Raw genomic sequence first — 16,334 nt, forward strand, 5'->3', positions numbered from 1 at the left:
AGAAGAAGCAACGGAATCGGGGTGGGTTCGCCCAAGCCCCCGACCGGGCCTTCCCGGTTCGGTCAGATCTGGCCGGCTCGTCGGGATGCCCGGTAGCCGGCGGAGCCCCAAGGGCAGGAGACCGCGGGGCATTCCGAGGCCCGGGACCTGCGATTGCCTAGACCGTGTCGCCCTCATCCCGGGTTTCGACGCGGTGCAGCACGTGGGGGGCGATGAGGTCGGCGCCACCGTCTTCCCACCGCACAGCCTGGAAGGCGTAGGGGGTGCCGTCCGCCATGCCGAAGGCGTGCCCAAGTCGTTCGGTTCCCCTGGCGCGCATGACCAGGTGCGTTCCGTCCGCGTAGTAGGTGAGCGCCGGGTCGAACATGGTGGCCGGGCGGGTCACGTCCGACGCCAGGGGGCGCGCCCGGATGACGATGTCCGCGACCTGGTCGGCGTCGATCCCGGGCATGTTCATGCGCCGGTCGGGCTCGACCTTCCAGGACAGGCCGGGGAACAGGCGGTTGACCTGATCCCGGACCCACTGCCATGCCTCGTTCGAGGCTTCCTCGGTGGCCTCGTTCGCCGAGGAGTGCCAGCCCTCGGCGCAGTCGGCGCCCTGTTCACCGAGGAGGGCCATCACCTCGGAGTGAGTGATCTCGTCCGGGAGGGGTGTCCCTGCCTGCAAGCGGCGGACGAGTCGGTGGAAGAGCTGGAAGGCCAAGGACTCGCCGTCCAGGTGGTGGGCGTAGACGATCCGAAGGACCGTTCCGTGTCCTTCGGAATCGGGGACCAGGGTGGCGATGGCGGGCGGCGGCGTCGTGTTGATGGCCATGGGGGTGCTCCGTTTCGTGCGAAGGGCGGAGGGGCGGCGGTAGGCCGCAGGGGGCCGGCCGCCGCCCCTCCGGGGTCAGGAGGGGGGAACGGACTGCCACGGCCAGAACGGCGGGCGGGTCCTGGTGGGGTACAGCACAGGCCGGGCTTGCTGCTCGGCGGTCGCCCGCTCGGCGCGTTCCCGTACCGCTTCCTCCAGGAGCCGGGGGTCGTTCAGCGCGTCGCCGCAGGAGACGGTCACGTGCTGACCGAGCCGCCAGAGCTGGGCGCTCACGGCGCAGCATGCGGCGTTGAGGGGGTCGAGGTCGTTCAGCCACCAGCGGTACTCGGCGGGGTCGGTGCCGAAGAACCGCATCGTGGCGGCGGCGGCCCGGGCCATGGTGCCGGTCCCGGCGGCGGCTTCGAGGAACAGATCGCCGGGCCTGCGGTCGTTGGAGAAGAGGAGGTCGCCCATGTGGTCGGCGGCGACGGCCGGGGTGAAGAACTCGCCGGTCGACTGCCGCTCGCTGTAGCTGCGCATCCGGGTGATGAGCAGGCCGAGGATGTCGTCGGACTCAGCGCGGGCGGTGTCGGAGCAGTACTCCAGCAGCCCTGCGCGGACGAGGACCCGGGCGTAGTCGGACAGGCCGCGGATGTCGGTTTCGGTGGGGTTGGAAAGCCAGTCGTGGAGGGGGCGGGCCGCTTCGGTCAGGTCCGGGTCGTACGTCCAGAAGGAGTTCCAGCCGGCCCGAAGTGCGTCGATGAGCTGCTCGTCGTTGAGAGGGAGCAGGAGCGGGCCGTAGTCGGGGCCGTCCGGCCGCGAGGGGGCGGACAGGGCCAGTCCGGCCAGGGTGCCCACCGCAATGGCCCGGTCGCTGGAGCCGCCGCGGTTGGACGTCCACCAGGCATGCGCGGCGTCGGCTATGGCGTGGGCGTGGTCCCGCCCGCTTTCGGGCGCCATGGCGCGGCGCATTCCGGCGGGCGGGACGCCGTACAGCGTCACGTCGCGTCTCCCGGCCCCTGCGCGATGAGGCGGTCGAGTTCGGCGACGAGCGGCGGCAGGAGGGTCCGCTTGCGTCCCAGGCGGCTGGAGCCGAAGGACTGCAACCTTCCGGGGTGGCCGCTCGGCTGGAAGTCGCTGTCGACAACCCAGGTCCGGTCTCCGGGCATACGGGACAGACGGTAGGCGGCCTTGTTGAGCAGCGTGCTGTGTTCGAAGAGGAGGAGTTCGGCGTACAGGCCGGTGACGTTTCCGGCCTGGCGTTCGCCCAGGACCGGCACGACGCCGGTGTGCTCCACGGTGGTGTCCTCGTCGGTGATGGTGGCGGTGAACGTCCGGGCCGTGCGCAGCGGGGCCAGCGCTCGTTCGGCCGCCTCATGTGCTTCGGGGAACCCGATCGGGTCGGCGGCCAGGCATCGTCCGGCGAGGGCGAGCGGATCGCGGGTAAGGGCCTCGGAGAGCTTGAGGGGAGCGAGTTCGCGCAACAGCGCGTCGCGCCCGAGGGTCACGAGGTACCAGTACTGCTGAGCGCGGGTGGTGGGGATCATCGTGTCCATGGGGGTCCCTTCCGGGGGCGGCGGGCGCTGGCGGGACATTCCGCCCAGCGGGTCAGTTCGGGGAGCGGCGTCGGCTCAGCTGCTCGCCGAATCGGCTTCCTCGGCCTTGAGGTCTTCGAAGTAGTCGCGGGCGCTGGCGACCAAGCCGGGGACGTCGCACCCGAACGACTGGGCCGCGTCCAAGAGCGCCGCGAGCATCCCCGCCTCGCGCTCCGCTCCGGCGGCGACGACGGCGCACACAGCGGTGAGGTGGACGGGGAACGCCTCGCTGCGCAGCTCCTCGGCGGCCTGGTAGAGGTCCCGGGAGCTGACCCGTCCGTCCGTCAGGCAGAAGAGTTGCGCGACCAGATCCCCGATCACGCGGTCGGCGCTCTCCTGGTCGTCGACGACTTGGTCGCCGGGGTGGTTGAAGGCGACCTGGGCCATGGCTTCGGCCGCAAGGACGCCGAGCCGAACGCGCTCGGTCCGCTCGGGCACGGGCAACAGAGTCGTCGGGGCGTGCTGGTTGTACGCCTCCAGCGCCTCGCTGGCCCAGGCCGCGCGGTCCGCGTTGGTGCACTCGCGGACGGGATTCATGTTGATCCCGGCGTTCCGCGCCACGGCGATGCGGGCGGCCTGGCGTGCAGTGATGGGGATGTCCACGGTTGTCCTCTGGGTGAGGGTCGAAGAGTGCGGTCGGTGAGAGCGAATCCGCCGCTCGATCACAGCCACCACATTACACATCGAATAAGCAATACGCAACGTCTTAGGCGGGGCGACGATCATCCGCCCACTTCGGGTACGGAAGAGAGGGCATCCCGAAGACCGTCCTCGACCTCTCGGCCCGGGTCCGCGCGGCGGGCAGCAGATACCGCAGGTTGCCGGGGTGACGAGCGGCGCGGGCGCCGATCGCCGGCAGGATCTCGGCCAGCCAGCGAGCCGGCTCCTCCTCGGGCCGCAGCGGCCGCGCCCCAAGAAGTTCGAGGCGGCGGACGACCCCGCCGCTGCCAGCCTCCCGCCCGGTCACCTTGGCTTTTGACCGTGCGCTGAGTACGGACCCGTCGGGCAGGAAGCACAGGGACCGGGCGGTGCCGCGGCCCGTGAACCGGGCGCCGAGCGCCTGGTAGACGATGCCTAGATGGCCAGGGGAGCCGATCACGACACCCTCGCCGGTGACCCGTCGGCGCGGCATGGGGTCGGCGAAGGAGACTGCTGCGCGCAGCCCGCTCTCCGCCGCGAGCCGCAGGGCTCGGGACACCAGGAACGTCTCCCCGTTGGCCGGGACGGAAGGGCTGACGATCAGTCGGGCCAATTCGGCGCTCTCCGCGTACGGAGCAAGTCCGGGGAAGGGGACGGTCAAAACTCGCTCGTTCATCGGGGAGGCGAGCACCACGGCTCCGACCAGGACGTGCCCGTGCACGGTCTGATCGTCTGGGCCGGCCTCGGCCTCGGTGTCCAGCATCCCGAAGCGTTGGATGGCTGCGGGCCATCCGGAGAGATAGTGCTGTGAGGTGACGTAGCGGCGTGCCGTCTGCTCGTCGATCCGGACGACCTCGTATCGAGCCCTGCGGAAGCCTCCTTCGGAGGCGTGCCGCCAGCTGGGTACGCCGAACGACCACCGCTGGGCATAGCCTCGCGGGTCGCCCGCCACCATCGCCCGCAGCTCACCGGCGCTGGGCATGACCGGCATCCCGTTCACGCCGCCTCCCGGACCGCGGCCAGGTGGCCCAGGAGGTCTTCGCGCCAGCGCAACGCGTAGGGAAGGCAGTTGGCCTCGCTCTTGTGCGTGCCGCAGGTCCGCTCGAACCTGCCGCCCTTCGACCACGCCATGCTGTCGGCGGAAGCCACGTGCCGCCACGAGACGTCGAGTCCGGTCTTCTTGTAGCCGAAGGCGTGCAACCTCAAGCCCATGGCGTGCAAGTCCTCCAGGATCCAGCTCGCCGTGAAGGTGCTGGGCCGCCGGCAGATGCTGCCCACGCCGACGAGGGGCTCCTTGGTCAGATCGACGCCGGCCGCCGCGAACTTTTCGACGCACCGCGCGTAGTGGGGACGAAGCCACCCCTGGACGACGGGGATGATCGGGAGCTCGGGGGCGAGCTCGCGCAACGTCAGGAAGTTCGCGACGGTGAGGTCCTGGTGCTGGTCGATCGTCAGGCCGGTCATGCGCAGCGCGTCGTCCTCGCACATGAGGTCTTGCTGACTGGCCCAGGACAGCCGGCCCACCTCATCCCTGTACCTGCGGATCTGCTGCACGTACTGCTGCGGGGTGGTGCGCCATTCGCCGAACTTGGTGATCTCCGTGAAGCCGCCGCTGTCGAGCGCCCACGAGTGGCCGGCGCGGGGAAGGGTTTTGACGCGGGCGAGCTGGCGGTTCGACACGAACATCGGCACGCGGCTCTCCTTGAGCCAGTGCGGGCGGTGGACGCCGAGCCAGAAGGTCGGCAACGGCGGTGCCGCCTGTGCGGGCTGTGCTGGAACGAGAACGGGCATGACCTCTCCGAACGTGAAGGCATCGGGTGGGGCGGTGCCGCCGCGCGGGACCTCCGCGCGGCGGCGGGCAGGGCTCACCAGCCGACGAGGCCCTTGTCCTGCGCGGCCGCGAGCTCCCGCAGACGCGCGTGGAGCCGGGTTGCGTCGCCAGGACCGCAGCCGTACCGCTCGAACACGGCCCGGGCCGCGACGGCGCGGGAGCCGGCGAAGGCAAGGTCGCCCTGCGCGACACGGAGCCGGGTCAGGGCCCGCGTGGCTGCGACGAGGCGTGCCGCGTCGATGACCGGTGCGAGGCCCGGGCCGTGGGCGGGGGTGTGCATGAGGGCGGTCACCTGCTCGCCGACTTCAGGGCACAGGTTCTTGGCAGACGTCAGCCAAGGGCGCCGGGCGCTGGTGAGGGCCGTGGACCAGCTCTGGCCGCGGTCGGTGCTGACCACGGCGCACTCGAACTGGAGGCTGACCCGGTACGTGAGCGACACGGCGGCCCGGACGTCCATGTGCTCCCCGTGAGCCACACCGCTCTGGGCAAGACCCGGCGTGAAGCGCACCTGCGCGGCCCGGCCGTGGATGGTGGTCTCCAGCTCGTAGTTCGCCTGAACCACGGCTTCGACGTCGAGCTCACCGGGGCCCGAGGATCCCGGGAGGGGGAGGGCTTGGCGGAGCAGGCCGGCGCGGAGCTGCTGGGCGAGAAGTTCCGAGAGGTCCTGGGCTGTACAGGTTCCGGTGGCGTGCGTGATCGAGCGGATCCCAGCGCGTGCCGCAGCGAGTAGCTGCTCCTCGGCGACGAGCGGGTCGAAATCGACTGAGGGCATGACGGAGCGCTCCATGAGACGAGGCGGGGAGAGGCGACGTACGACTGGCGGGTGCGTCGGGTGGCCGGCGGTGGGGGAGCGCGGCCGGGGCGCGGAGCGAAGGCGGCGGGTGGAGGGCCGGGGCGTGAAGGTGCCGGGCGCGCGGTGGTGGAGCTGCGCCAGGGCGCCAGGGGCGGGCGGCTGTCTCAGCGCACACCCGCGGGGCAGGGGCCGCAGCGAAAGCAGTGGGTGCCCGCCCGCCTGCGGCCGGTGACGGCGGAGTCAGGTGGAGTCGCGAGAGCCGGTCAGCGCTCGGCTGCGGGCAGCGGCGCCCGGTCGAGTTTGAAGAAGCACCGGCCGAGCTCCTGCGCGGACCACGTGAACGGGTGCCAGTCCTTCTCTCGGACGGTGACGGTGACGCCGGTCGGTGATTCCTCGACCGCTTCGACCCGCACGATCGGGAAGTGGCCGCTGGCGACGCCGTCGCGCATGAGGCGGTCCCCAGGCCCGACCGGAGCCTGGACCTCGCCGCCGGTGTACCGCGTGTAGGGCACCAGGACCTGGGGGATCCCTTCCGGCACGGCCAGCGCACGATCGGTCAGCATGTCGGCCAAGTGCTCTCTGATCAGCGCGTAGAGACGCTGGGACGGCGGGTCCTCCACCGTGAGTGCCACGAACGCCAGGCGCAGTGCCTCGTCGTCCAGGCCGGGCGGATATCCGCGGTTGTCGGCGCGGGCGAGGACGTCCTTGGCGTACCGGTGGGCCAGACGACCGCGGTGGAGGGACCCGGCGGCGGGCGGGCTCGCGGCGACGCACGCCGGACAGGAGAGCGGGGCGTCGGTGACGCGCGCCGGGTCCAAGTGCTCGTAGTGGTGGACGACCGAGTACCGGCCCGCGTCGCAGACCACGTCAATCAGAAAGCCGGTGTGGCTGTTGAGCAGACCCTCGTGAACGGCGCCGTCGTGGCCGATGAGGTTCTTGTGGTCCATGTCTTCTCCGCCGCCCCCGGGGGCGGCGTCCTCGCTTTCGGTGCGTCGGGTGGGTGGCTGGCGGCACGGGCGCGGTGCTCGCGGCCCCGCGCCTCACGTGCCGTCCGGCCTACTTGCTGAGGTAGAACTTCACCCCCCGGCACACGACCAGGATCGGCCCGGTCGCGTTGATGATCAGCTGGTACGCCTCCTGCTCGGAGACCGATCCCGCCTCCGTCACGGTCTCGTCGAACCGGGTCTGACCCTGGAGGTAGCGAATCAGCTCATATTTGGCCACCGGCCCGTCGAGCGGAATCGTCGCCCCCATCGGCGAGTGGGAGTCGCTCAGGCCCCGCCCGATCCATCCGGCCGAGAGCTGGAGCGGGGCCGGGAACGGGACGCGGTGCGCAAGGTGCCGGGCGACGGCTTCGTGGGCGCGCTGGTCCCACATTCCGTTCCAGACATCGCTCGCGTTCCTGGCCTCTTCGTCGTACGCCGCCAGGGCCCGGCGCATGTTCAGGTACTCGTTGTCCTCACGGAAGATCCGGGACCTGGACCAGTTGCCGGTCGTGTCGAAGCCGTCATCCATCGACTGCCCGTCGTGCTGGCGGCCGACCATCCAGTGCCCCGTGGACTCGTCTACGCCGAGCCACACACCCTCGAAGGAGCCGCGCCACTCGCGCCGTGCCTGGTCGACCACGGTCCAACCCTGGTGCTGCTCACCGGTCTTGATGCGCATGAGTGTCTCCTGATCTCGTCGGTAGGGAAGGGCTGGGACGCTCAAGCCGAGGGGGCGAGCACCACCAACTGAGATCAGAATACACAGTGAAATATGAATAAGCAACATTGAGTCGCGTCGTGTGCCCGCGGGCATCACGGTGCCATCGCGGCGTCGGCTCGGATCCCGGCGGCGAAGGCGGAAGCCGTCAGGACCCGGACCGAGCAGCGAGTTACCCCCACGCGCGGCCGGCATCAGGCTGCAGGGCGGGATAGGCGGTGGCCAGGACCTCCTCGGCGAGGAGAGCGGGCCCGCGCGAGTAGGCGAGGGTCTCCTGCCCGTCGCCGGACTGCACAACGGCCAGATCCGCATGGCGGCCGGCGACCCTGTGCACGGCCCGGCGGAGGTCTTCGTTGCCGGTGAGCAAAAGCCTGCCCGGCCCGAGGGGATCGGAGGCGAGACGGGCGAGGCTGATGGAGCCGGGCGCGGGACCTGCGGTGCGGGCGGCGAAGTCCAGGCTCGCGTACGCCTGGACGACGTCGGGGCAGCGGCGGCCGGCGGTGCGGCGGACGGCCACGCCGTGGCTTCGGCCGGCAGCTCCACCAGCGGGAGGTTCGGGGTCGAGCAGGTGCAGGGTGCGGAAGGGGTTGGCGAGTTCGTCCTCGACACCCGTTGCGTCGCGGTCCCGGAGCGCGTACATGCTGACCAGGCAGGCAATGTCCGCGGCGACTACCGATCGGGCCGGGCTCTTGTGGCCGGCGGCTTCGGCGGCCGCCACAAGGCGTCCCTGCAGTTCTGCGCGGCTGTACCGGCTGATCGGGGAGTACCCGAAGAGGTAGCGCCAGCTGGGCACATGGCACCGTTCGGCGCTCACCAGCCACCAATGAAGCACCCACAGGCTGGTGTCGAGCTCAAGGAAGGGGTCTGCTCCGGCTTCCTCGTCCAAGAGCCAGTGGGCCCGGTCGGTGGGCACCAAGTCCCGGCCGTGCCGGGCGGCCAGTCCGAAGGCCTGGGACCAGAAGGACATGGCCGGGACCATGCTCTTGCCGACTCCGAGCACGACGGTCGCGTCGGGGCGGCGCAGGGCGGCGTGATCCTGGAGCAGGGCGAGGTAGACCTTGCGGAGCCACCCGTCGCGGGGTGGGTAGCCGCGGTGCCGGCCGAAGGCGGGCAGGCAGCCGGTCATGGGGGTGTGGTTCGGCACGGTGATCCCTTGGTGAGACTCAGTCGAGTGAGAGGGGGCTGCGGTCGGAGAGGGTGAGCCGGGCGACGAGACGCGCGAGGGGCTGCGCCCAGTCGGCCGGTGGGCCGGTGGGCCGGGGACGAGGAAGTCCTCGCTCCAGGTGGTGCCGTCGCCGACGAGCGGTCGGCTGGTCACCTGGACGTGCCGCAGGCGGGCTTGGGCGGGGGCGAGTTCGAGCTCGTAGGCCCGGGTTTCGGTGTCGATGTACCAGGTCAGACAGCCCTCGGCGTCAGGGCATCCACAGGCCAGCATGTACACGCGGGTCCGGCTGGGGATGGGCAGGACGGCGCGCAGCGCCTGAGTCACGGCCTGGCCCTCCGTGTGGTCGTGAACGTGCGCCACGTTTCCTCCTTTCGGCCCGGCCCACGGAAGTGGGCCGGGCCATGCGGCTACCTGCTGGCCGTGAGGGCGTCCAGCAGCTGCTTGGTGGTGCGGGTGGCGATCGCGAAGCGGACCATCTTCATGACGTCATCGCGGTGGCGGGCCACGTCGCGCGCCTGGGCGAGGGTGTCCTCGGCCAGGTCGGGCTGGGCGAGGACGTCTCCGCAGCCGACGACCGCCCGGGGGCCCAGTTCCCATACGAGGGCATTGACGGCGGCTCCGGCGGCGGCGAGGGGGTCGAGTTCGAGCATGACCCAGCCGCGGTCGGCTGGGTCCTCGCCGTCGCGGCGCAGTTCCTGCGCGGCGGAGCGGAAGAGCCCTCCGGTCCCGGCGGTCGGCTCGAGAGCCCACTCGCCGCGTTGGTGGGGCCGCTTTTCTGAACTGCCGTCGTTGGCCAGCATCGCGGTGATCAGGGCGCTGACATCGGGCGGGGTGTGGTACTCGCCGAGGCTGCGCCGGGAGTGGTGGTGGCGCAGGCTTGTGATGACCCAGGAGAGCAGGTCGATCCGGGACCTACCGGCGGGGTCGGTGTCTCCGGTGTGCTGGAGGACCCCGTGGCGCACTGCGGCGCGGGTCACGGCCCGCACGCCCGCGAGGTGCGTGTCGTGGAGGTCCTCTCTTGTCCAGTCGAACAGGGGGCGGGCGGTGGTCCACAGGTCGGGGCGAAGGCGCCAGTAGTAGTTGGCGCTCTCGGCCAGGCCACGGACCAGGACGCGCGGGGGTTGTGCGGCGATGTACGCGGCGATCGTGTCGGCGGCCTCGGCGCCCGGGGACTTCTGGGGCCACAGTGCGAGGGCGGCGACGACCCCTGCGGGGATGTCCAGCCGGCTGCCGCCGGCGGCGTACCAGGCGTCGGCGACCGCCTCGCCGAGGACGGAACCGGGGCTTCGGCTGACGGTGATCGGGGGGCAGTCGGTCGTGCCGGCATGCCGGGCACAGCTTGGATCGGTGCAGTTCTGGGCCTTGTGGGTGTGTGCCTGGTCAACGGCCTCGATCACGAGGGCGGCGGTGGTGTCAGTGGACATGAGGGTTCCAGGACGTAGGTGGGTCTGCTGGTCGGGAACAGGAGGGCAGGGCCAGGGCCGCGGGCGAGAACGCACCGTCCGCGGCCCCCCGGGCCTGCACGTTGTGGTGACGGGTGGTGCCGTACGAGCGGCCACCCCCGGCACATTCAGAGGACTCCGCGGCGGGACAGGTCCGGCTCGCACAGGGAGCACGTCCCGCACGGCGCGTGGTCGGTGCATCCCGGCTCCGGGAGGGCATGGGCCGCGGCGTCCTCGCGATGGATGAACTTGGGCCACTCGCGTTCGTACAGGAACTCGCCGGCCCACTCTCGGGACTGGAATCCGGGGATGCGCGAGGCGTCGTTGGTCGCATCGGGCTGGGCGACCCACGTGGTCGTGCCGTCCGAGAGGGTGTGTTCCCACACGTACCCGTGCACGGTGGGGCTGGCCTTGTTCACCACGAGGAACCCGCGGGTGTAGTTGTTGTGGGCGGGCTGGAAGTCGATGTGCTGGGCGAGGCCGGGCAGCATGATCACGCCTCCGAAGGGTGAGTGCGGGTGGTGTTGGGGGTGCGGAGTCTGAGGGAGCCCAGCCCTCTCGGTGGCCTGCACGCGCCCCGACTTGGGGCGCGAGGCTCATTCCTGTGGGAACCGAGGGCGGTCCGGTGCTTGCTCGTGTGCCGGGCGGCGTACTGCACGCACGGAGGCGTGGACCTACGCAACTCAGGGGCGAGGCATGCGGCTTGCGCGGGGCCGGATGCCGGACTTAGAGCCTCGCTACCGTCACCGAGTCGCGTCGGCGGAGTTCTTGACCACTCGGCCGCGCGGGGTGAGGGTCCACACCTCGTCGGGTGCTTCGCCCCGTTTCGGTGCGACCTGGGTGGCGGAGCGCCTCCACACGAGCAGATACGCACTGGGGTCTGCGTCGGGGAAGTCTTCGGCCGGACTGTCGGCGAGGGACGTGCCGTATTTGACGCCGTCGTAATAGGTCGGGCCGTGGTGGTGGGCCACGCGGCGCTTAAGTGCCCGCTCGGGAACTTCCTGGTTCGGGGCGAACTCCATCGCGGTCAGATCGGCCGGCTTCTTCCGGCGCGACGGTATGAACGTGAAGTACACAGTCATCGGCGTGAGTTCCCCGGGTCGTTGAGAGCGGGCTGAGGTGATGTTGGGCTGTGCCCCACCGCGCCGCCGTGGGTGGCGGCAACGCGGAGAGGCGTTGCCGGTCGGGTCGGGCTGCTCGGCTTTCAGGCGTTCCGCAGAGCGCTCGGCGCGGCGGCGTACTTCACGCACGCGGGCATGGAGTCCCGCAGATCGGGGCCGCGCAGCCCGCGGCTTCCGCGGGGCAGAAGACCGCACTTGAGGCGCTCCCGGCCGTCGTGGAGCTGCTTGAACACCTTGTTGGCGCACCCTCCGCAGACGGCGGAGGGGTTGTCGAGATCGCTGCCCAGAAGCGGAACCCGGGTCGCGGGGTGCTCGCCGCGGTCGAGGTGCATGCGTATCGAGCCGCGGCCGGACCGAGCCGGGGCGGGGATCAGGGGCGTGGTCATGATGGAGGTCCTTCCGGGCGGGATGTCTGTCGGGGCGGCGGCACCGAGGGCATCGGTGCCGCCGGGGGCTTGTGGTGCTACTTGGCCTTGCGCTGGTCGACTCGGTGGGCCTGTGATGCCGCTCGCATGACCTCGTCGAAGTCGAAGCCGAGGTCATGGGTGTAGGCGCGCAGATCGTTGAGCAGCACGTACAGCGCCTTCGAGCAGGTGGGGTAGGCGTCGTCTGCCATGTGCACGCGGAGGGCAGCAGCGGCGTCGCTCGCGTGCACGTAGTTGTCGAAGAGGTGGTCTTCGGCGGCCGAGTCGTCGGTGTTGGTGATCGGCCCGACGGACGGGGCGAGGTTCGGCATGGCGGCCAGTGGCCGTTCGTCGAGGCGCGCCCTGGCGTCGCCGTCGAGGCAGCGCTCGAAGTCGGCCCGCATGTGGCTGGCCAGGTGCATCAGGTCGGTGGTGACGTCCACAAGGGTCAGCCAGATGTCGTTGCTGCTCTGGCGGTAGGCGAGAAGGGCGGCGGCGACCTCATGGGCGACGGCAACGGGCATGGCAGGGCTCCTGAACGGCAACGGGGTGGACGCGGCGTGGACTTGAGGACCCGCCAGCGATGTGATCAATCTACACAACGAAAAAGCAATACGCAACGTCAAGGGGTTGATGAAGGCGGGTCCGGTCAGTCAGCCGTCCCCGCCTTCCACCTAGTTCGAGCGCTCAGCGCAACCCGTGGCGGCGCGGAGCTGCTCTACTCGTTCCCGCCGGCATCCCTGCGCGCTCGCAGTTCTCCAGGCGGCTGCCGACGGGGCATCGTGCCGACGAAGACCAACAGCGCCCCCAGCGCCACTCCGGCTGTAATGATCGCGCCCACAACGCTGCCGGGCTCCAGTACCCACACACTGACCAGGGCGACGGCTGCACTCGGCGCGCCCCATCGGAGCGCCCAACGGCGCCATGGGCTCGGGCTCTTCCCGTCGACAACCGGCATCAGTTCCTCCTTCGTTCTGGATGCCGGCCGACACCTGCACCCGTGCGTGAATTGTGCGGCCCGGGAGTGCGGACAGCCCGGGCCGTGATCGGGTCAGGCACAAAACTGCTCCCCGTCGAAGTACGCCCCACGGGCCATGCGGGTGTTGGGAAGGACGCCCGAGACGACCGGGGAGGGAAGGCCCGGGACGTCGACGAAGGTCGTGTATCGGTCCAGGAGCCGGGCGGCCACCCGGGTGTCGCCCCAACGGTGCCCGACCGCGTTCAGGGGGCCGAGGGCCACGTTCAGGTCGTTCATGATCGAGAAGCCGAGACCCTGGTAGTAGCTTTCCAGCTTCGGGAAGCAGTTAAGGGTCAGCAGCCCGTAGTCGGCGCGTGTGAAGCGGCGTACGGAATGCCGGATGAGTTCGGCCCCGATGCCTCGCCCGCGCTGATCGGGGTCCACGGCAACGGCGGTGATGATCGCGATTCGTTCCGCCAGAAGGTGCGCCAGCGGCACGTCGATGCCGGGATGGTCGAAGAGCCACAGCGGAGCGCCTCCCAGGAGGACGCCGAGCGTCTCGCCTTCATCGCTTTCGGCCACGACCATTAGGGCCCGGAAGTGGGAAAGGGGCCCTTCCTGCGGCAGGGACAGGTTCGGCCGGACCTCCTCGAACGCGTTGGGGTCGTCGGGATTCACGTCGGCGAGGAGGCGCATGACGGCGTCGGCGTCGGTGGGCGCCGCGTCCCGGAAGGTGATGCCGGGCAGGCGCGTGCGAGTGGTACCCATGGAGGCTCCTGGCGGTGATGCGAGGCGCAGTACGTCGCCTCTGGTTGTGGGCCGCCGGAGGGGTCCTCAACGGCGGGCTCGGTCACGCTGGACCGGGGCGGGGCCGGGCCGACCGGAGCGGGCGAGCTGCCCGGACGGCCCGGAGTGCTGTGCGGAGGGGCCTCAGTAGATGTGGCGGCCGTCAGGAACGGTCTGTCCGATCAGGCGCCAGGGCGGGCCGTCATTGAGAACGCCCATCGGGCACCGATCCGGCCGATGCGTCGACAGGTCGGCCTCGATGGCCGTGTACCAGTGCTGCGTGAGCGGGCATCGCGTTCCGCGTGCGCATCCCGGCCGCTCCGCGACGAACACGTGGTACACGTCCGGAGAGGTGGGGAGGGACCGACGGAACGATTCGGCGATGCGCTTGCCGTAGGCCGCCTGACTCTCGCCCTGGTAGCGGCGCCAGACCTCCTTGCCATAGACAAACTGGGTCTGGCCGTCGCGGTCGAGCCGCCAGCGCAATGAGGAGCCGTAGCGCGGGCTGTCGGGGGACGACTCGTCTGCGCCCGCGGGCACCGCTCCGGTCATGTCGAGAACGGTCTGGCCGGTCCCGGCGAACGCCTGGGGCACGGCCAGCGCCCAATAGGTGGTGGCGCTCTCCTGCCACTGGTACGGCCTCCGCCGCTCGTGCTGTGTTCCCGCCTTGCGGCGCTTTATGAGCGGCTTGTTCCGCTTCATCTGTATCAGTCCCCGGATGCACTGGGACGGCGCGAAGCCTAGAGCTGCGCTCGTCAAGTGGGTTGGTGTGGTGGGGCGTTGGCCCGATCCGAGAGAAACAATACACATTGAAATGCGAATACGCAACGATCTAAGGAGTGTCCCCACCACGCCGTGCGAGCTCCGCCCCCGCTTGGAATCGGTCCCAGGCCAGCCGGCTGTCGACCGCGTCCTCGATCGCGCTCCAGACCAACCCCCGTGCGGGGTCCTCCGGAACGTGGGGCTCTCCACGGTTGCCCCGGATCACCGTGACCGTGTCGCCGACCGGCGGCCGGGCCCGGTGGACGAGGATGCAGGTGGGGGTTCCGTGGCCCGGGATGTAGGCCCCGGATGTGTCGATGATCCAGCGCGCGTCGAAGCGGGGCAGGAACTCGGTGACGTACCGCCTGCCGAACTCTCGCTTCATGAACGAGTTCGCGGTCAGCTGCGCCACGAAGCCGCCCGGGACGGCCAGGTGCTCGAGCATCAGCGCGGTGAAGGGCAGGGCCAGTGAGTATTTGCCAGCCGCCACCTGCGGGTACGCGGCGCGGACCTGGTCGCGGACGGTGGGGTCCTTCGGGGTGATGTACGGCGGGTTGGCCACGCACGCGTGGTAGGCGCCAGCGGCCAGCAGGGGCTCGGTGCGGTCCAGCAGGGAGTCGGCGGCGGCCACGTTGACGGGCCACGACGCCGGGACGCGGTCCAGGCTCACGCCGAGGACGTGCGCCGAGCTCGCCAGGAGCCGGTAGGCGGTCAGCGCGGCGGCGTACGCGTCGAGGTCCACACCCGACACCGCGGCGAGCGCCCGCTCGACGGCCCGCGGCCCGTGCCCGACCGGAGCGGGCCGGCGGCCGCGGATCGGCGGGACGCGGACCATGTGGAACGCGGCGACGGCGATGTGCCCGGTCCCGCAGGCAGGGTCGATCATCCGGGCATCGGCTGGCCCCCACTCCTCCATCGCCGGCTCCAGTGACAGGCGCAGCAGGAGACGGGCGACCCAGGGCGGCGTCTGGCACAGGGCGCGCCCCTTGCGGGCCTCCTCGGACAGCAGTTGGTAGGTGTCGCCGAGCGCGTAGCCGTCCACGCGGTGCTCACCTTCCAGAGCGGGGTGCCGGTCCCAGAACTCCTCGATGGCAGCCCAGGCGGCCGCGCCGAGCGGCTGCTCCCACAGCGGCAGTACGGCCGGATCGACGAGCGGGATGAGCGCGGGGTGGCAGTTGGCGAGGCTCTCCAGGGACTTCAGCAGGCCGCCCGGGCCCGGAGGGCGGTCGTCGGCCGGGGCCAGGACGTGGTCGTGGGCGTGCCGGGCGAGGGCCGCGGCGTGGATCCACAGGGCGGCCGTGCGCCGGTCGCCGGTGTCGCGCGTGACCGTGGCGGTGAGCTTGTCGTAGGCGCCCGGTGGCAGGGTGCGGGTGGTCATCTTTCCTCGCAGGGGTCGGGTGCTACTGGCTGTCGGTCATCGCGGCCCAGACCTCGGCGAAGGCAGGGCGGGCCTTGTCCTGCACGCCGGCGGGGGCGGTCACGTAGAAGTCCTCGGCCGTCCCGTACGTCTTGGAGTCCGGGCGGACGCGGGTGCGCACGCGGGCGATGCCGGCGCCGTGGGCGTCCGTGGAGTGCTCGACCGGGCGGTTCAGCGCCGTGGCCGCGGTGGTCAGGAAGGTGCCGGCTTCGGTGCGGCTGCCGGTGCGGACGGTTTTCACCGACCGGTAGACGGTGCCCTTGATGCCGTTGTCGCGGCATTCGGGCTTGGCGCATCGGTCGCCGTGATCGGTCTTGCACTCGGGCCGTCGGCCGGCGGTGTAGACGCGCTGCACCCGGTAGACCGCCCAGGGCTCCTCGTCGAGCCGGGCGTTGAACTGGCCGAGCGCCTCGGTGTTCTGGTCGTGAGTGACCCGCCGGAACAGGGTGTCGTCCTTGTAGAGGGAGCTGTTGTCGTTCAGGGCCATCGACAGGTACTCCAGGCGCAGCACGCGCGCCGCGAGGTCGGGGTACTTCCGCAGCCGCTTCAGGTGGTCCGGCTGCGGCGAGCACACCCCAGAGAACGGGCAAACAGAACAATATGACTTGGACATGTCGATCCCGAGGCGGTCCTTGACGTAGCCCTGCACGTCCTTGCGGCCCCAACCGAGCCGGAGCAGCGGGTAGTCCAGAGCGAAGGTCTGGCGGCCGGCCCTTTCGTTGCGCTCGGCCTGGGCTTTGTTGGCCTTGACCGCGCGCCTGCGCTCGTCGGCGTTGTAGCCGAACAGCTTGCCGACCGTCTGGCCGCCGGCCTCCCGCAGTTGAAGATCATCAATGGCGAAGGCCTTGAACTTCTGCGCGCACTTGTGCCCGCCCGCGTACTGCGGAACGGTGCCGTTGGCCTCCAGCTCGTCCATGAGGGTCC

19 protein-coding genes are annotated in these 16,334 nt (G+C 70.7%); all 19 read right to left on the bottom strand.

The annotated features are described in order from the left end of the window. Positions 1–157 precede the first annotated feature (157 nt). The 19 genes from OG906_RS39345 to OG906_RS39435 all read right to left on the bottom strand — a co-directional run bounded on the left by OG906_RS39345 (position 158) and on the right by OG906_RS39435 (position 16,326). A complete protein-coding gene (locus OG906_RS39345; protein ID WP_329449052.1) occupies positions 158–814 on the bottom strand; it encodes a hypothetical protein in 657 nt (218 codons plus the stop codon). A gap of 75 nt (positions 815–889) precedes the next feature. Next, positions 890–1,795: a hypothetical protein gene (locus OG906_RS39350; RefSeq protein WP_329449053.1), complete on the bottom strand. Its 906-nt coding sequence runs from the start codon at positions 1,793–1,795 to the stop codon at positions 890–892. After that, the gene (locus tag OG906_RS39355) at positions 1,792–2,349 is read right to left on the bottom strand and encodes a hypothetical protein (RefSeq protein ID WP_329449054.1); all 558 of its coding nucleotides are present in this window, start codon (positions 2,347–2,349) and stop codon (positions 1,792–1,794) included. Before OG906_RS39355 ends, OG906_RS39350 begins: the two co-directional genes overlap by 4 nt. 75 nt (positions 2,350–2,424) lie before the next feature. Continuing rightward, on the bottom strand, positions 2,425–2,991 hold the full coding sequence (locus OG906_RS39360; RefSeq protein ID WP_329449055.1) for a hypothetical protein: 567 nt from the start codon (positions 2,989–2,991) through the stop codon (positions 2,425–2,427). Between the two features lie 103 nt (positions 2,992–3,094). After that, a complete protein-coding gene (locus OG906_RS39365) occupies positions 3,095–4,018 on the bottom strand; it encodes a Mom family adenine methylcarbamoylation protein (protein WP_443067516.1) in 924 nt (307 codons plus the stop codon). A gap of 5 nt (positions 4,019–4,023) precedes the next feature. Beyond that, positions 4,024–4,818 carry a deazapurine DNA modification protein DpdA family protein gene (locus tag OG906_RS39370; protein ID WP_329449057.1) on the bottom strand — a complete coding sequence of 265 codons (795 nt, stop codon included), beginning with the start codon at positions 4,816–4,818 and terminating at the stop codon, positions 4,024–4,026. Positions 4,819–4,892: 74 nt separating this feature from the next. Beyond that, positions 4,893–5,630, bottom strand: a complete 738-nt coding sequence (locus tag OG906_RS39375) for a hypothetical protein (protein WP_329449058.1) — start codon at positions 5,628–5,630, stop codon at positions 4,893–4,895. A 284-nt stretch (positions 5,631–5,914) separates the two neighbouring features. After that, on the bottom strand, positions 5,915–6,598 hold the full coding sequence (locus tag OG906_RS39380; protein ID WP_212728548.1) for a hypothetical protein: 684 nt from the start codon (positions 6,596–6,598) through the stop codon (positions 5,915–5,917). A gap of 109 nt (positions 6,599–6,707) precedes the next feature. Further along, positions 6,708–7,316 carry a hypothetical protein gene (locus OG906_RS39385; protein ID WP_024127023.1) on the bottom strand — a complete coding sequence of 203 codons (609 nt, stop codon included), beginning with the start codon at positions 7,314–7,316 and terminating at the stop codon, positions 6,708–6,710. 211 nt (positions 7,317–7,527) lie between these two features. Continuing rightward, a complete protein-coding gene (locus OG906_RS39390; protein WP_329449059.1) occupies positions 7,528–8,880 on the bottom strand; it encodes a DUF4007 family protein in 1,353 nt (450 codons plus the stop codon). 47 nt (positions 8,881–8,927) lie between these two features. Next, positions 8,928–9,944, bottom strand: a complete 1,017-nt coding sequence (locus OG906_RS39395; RefSeq protein ID WP_329449060.1) for an N-6 DNA methylase — start codon at positions 9,942–9,944, stop codon at positions 8,928–8,930. A gap of 146 nt (positions 9,945–10,090) precedes the next feature. Next, positions 10,091–10,453, bottom strand: coding sequence for a hypothetical protein (locus OG906_RS39400; protein WP_024127019.1), 363 nt, complete (start codon positions 10,451–10,453; stop codon positions 10,091–10,093). A gap of 252 nt (positions 10,454–10,705) precedes the next feature. Beyond that, positions 10,706–11,044: a hypothetical protein gene (locus tag OG906_RS39405; RefSeq protein ID WP_181411817.1), complete on the bottom strand. Its 339-nt coding sequence runs from the start codon at positions 11,042–11,044 to the stop codon at positions 10,706–10,708. Between the two features lie 122 nt (positions 11,045–11,166). Continuing rightward, positions 11,167–11,469: a hypothetical protein gene (locus OG906_RS39410; RefSeq protein ID WP_024127017.1), complete on the bottom strand. Its 303-nt coding sequence runs from the start codon at positions 11,467–11,469 to the stop codon at positions 11,167–11,169. A gap of 77 nt (positions 11,470–11,546) precedes the next feature. Next, positions 11,547–12,011 (bottom strand): hypothetical protein, encoded by a 465-nt coding sequence (locus OG906_RS39415; protein ID WP_329449061.1) that lies wholly within the window; start codon positions 12,009–12,011, stop codon positions 11,547–11,549. 527 nt (positions 12,012–12,538) lie between these two features. Continuing rightward, the gene (locus tag OG906_RS39420) at positions 12,539–13,213 is read right to left on the bottom strand and encodes a GNAT family N-acetyltransferase (protein ID WP_329449062.1); all 675 of its coding nucleotides are present in this window, start codon (positions 13,211–13,213) and stop codon (positions 12,539–12,541) included. A gap of 162 nt (positions 13,214–13,375) precedes the next feature. Continuing rightward, positions 13,376–13,933: a hypothetical protein gene (locus OG906_RS39425; RefSeq protein WP_024127013.1), complete on the bottom strand. Its 558-nt coding sequence runs from the start codon at positions 13,931–13,933 to the stop codon at positions 13,376–13,378. A 130-nt stretch (positions 13,934–14,063) separates the two neighbouring features. Beyond that, complete coding sequence (locus OG906_RS39430; RefSeq protein ID WP_329449063.1) at positions 14,064–15,371, bottom strand: Eco57I restriction-modification methylase domain-containing protein; 1,308 nt, start codon at positions 15,369–15,371, stop codon at positions 14,064–14,066. A 22-nt stretch (positions 15,372–15,393) separates the two neighbouring features. Continuing rightward, entirely contained in the window at positions 15,394–16,326 is a 933-nt protein-coding gene (locus OG906_RS39435; protein ID WP_329449064.1) for a hypothetical protein, read from the bottom strand. Positions 16,327–16,334: the final 8 nt, after the last annotated feature.

The organism is Streptomyces sp. NBC_01426 (assembly GCF_036231985.1).
Taxonomy (GTDB): Bacteria; Actinomycetota; Actinomycetes; order Streptomycetales; family Streptomycetaceae; genus Streptomyces.

Excerpts from the sequence above, each read along its gene's own strand:
- OG906_RS39345 (WP_329449052.1), bottom strand. The coding sequence starts at position 814 with ATGGCCATCAACACGACGCCGCCGCCCGCCATCGCCACCCTGGTCCCC.
- OG906_RS39355 (WP_329449054.1), bottom strand. The coding sequence starts at position 2,349 with ATGGACACGATGATCCCCACCACCCGCGCTCAGCAGTACTGGTACCTC.
- OG906_RS39365 (WP_443067516.1), bottom strand. The coding sequence starts at position 4,018 with ATGCCGGTCATGCCCAGCGCCGGTGAGCTGCGGGCGATGGTGGCGGGC.
- OG906_RS39370 (WP_329449057.1), bottom strand. The coding sequence starts at position 4,818 with ATGCCCGTTCTCGTTCCAGCACAGCCCGCACAGGCGGCACCGCCGTTG.
- OG906_RS39375 (WP_329449058.1), bottom strand. The coding sequence starts at position 5,630 with ATGCCCTCAGTCGATTTCGACCCGCTCGTCGCCGAGGAGCAGCTACTC.
- OG906_RS39380 (WP_212728548.1), bottom strand. The coding sequence starts at position 6,598 with ATGGACCACAAGAACCTCATCGGCCACGACGGCGCCGTTCACGAGGGT.
- OG906_RS39385 (WP_024127023.1), bottom strand. The coding sequence starts at position 7,316 with ATGCGCATCAAGACCGGTGAGCAGCACCAGGGTTGGACCGTGGTCGAC.
- OG906_RS39395 (WP_329449060.1), bottom strand. The coding sequence starts at position 9,944 with ATGTCCACTGACACCACCGCCGCCCTCGTGATCGAGGCCGTTGACCAG.
- OG906_RS39400 (WP_024127019.1), bottom strand. The coding sequence starts at position 10,453 with ATGCTGCCCGGCCTCGCCCAGCACATCGACTTCCAGCCCGCCCACAAC.
- OG906_RS39405 (WP_181411817.1), bottom strand. The coding sequence starts at position 11,044 with ATGACTGTGTACTTCACGTTCATACCGTCGCGCCGGAAGAAGCCGGCC.
- OG906_RS39410 (WP_024127017.1), bottom strand. The coding sequence starts at position 11,469 with ATGACCACGCCCCTGATCCCCGCCCCGGCTCGGTCCGGCCGCGGCTCG.
- OG906_RS39415 (WP_329449061.1), bottom strand. The coding sequence starts at position 12,011 with ATGCCCGTTGCCGTCGCCCATGAGGTCGCCGCCGCCCTTCTCGCCTAC.
- OG906_RS39420 (WP_329449062.1), bottom strand. The coding sequence starts at position 13,213 with ATGGGTACCACTCGCACGCGCCTGCCCGGCATCACCTTCCGGGACGCG.
- OG906_RS39425 (WP_024127013.1), bottom strand. The coding sequence starts at position 13,933 with ATGAAGCGGAACAAGCCGCTCATAAAGCGCCGCAAGGCGGGAACACAG.
- OG906_RS39430 (WP_329449063.1), bottom strand. The coding sequence starts at position 15,371 with ATGACCACCCGCACCCTGCCACCGGGCGCCTACGACAAGCTCACCGCC.
- OG906_RS39435 (WP_329449064.1), bottom strand. The coding sequence starts at position 16,326 with ATGGACGAGCTGGAGGCCAACGGCACCGTTCCGCAGTACGCGGGCGGG.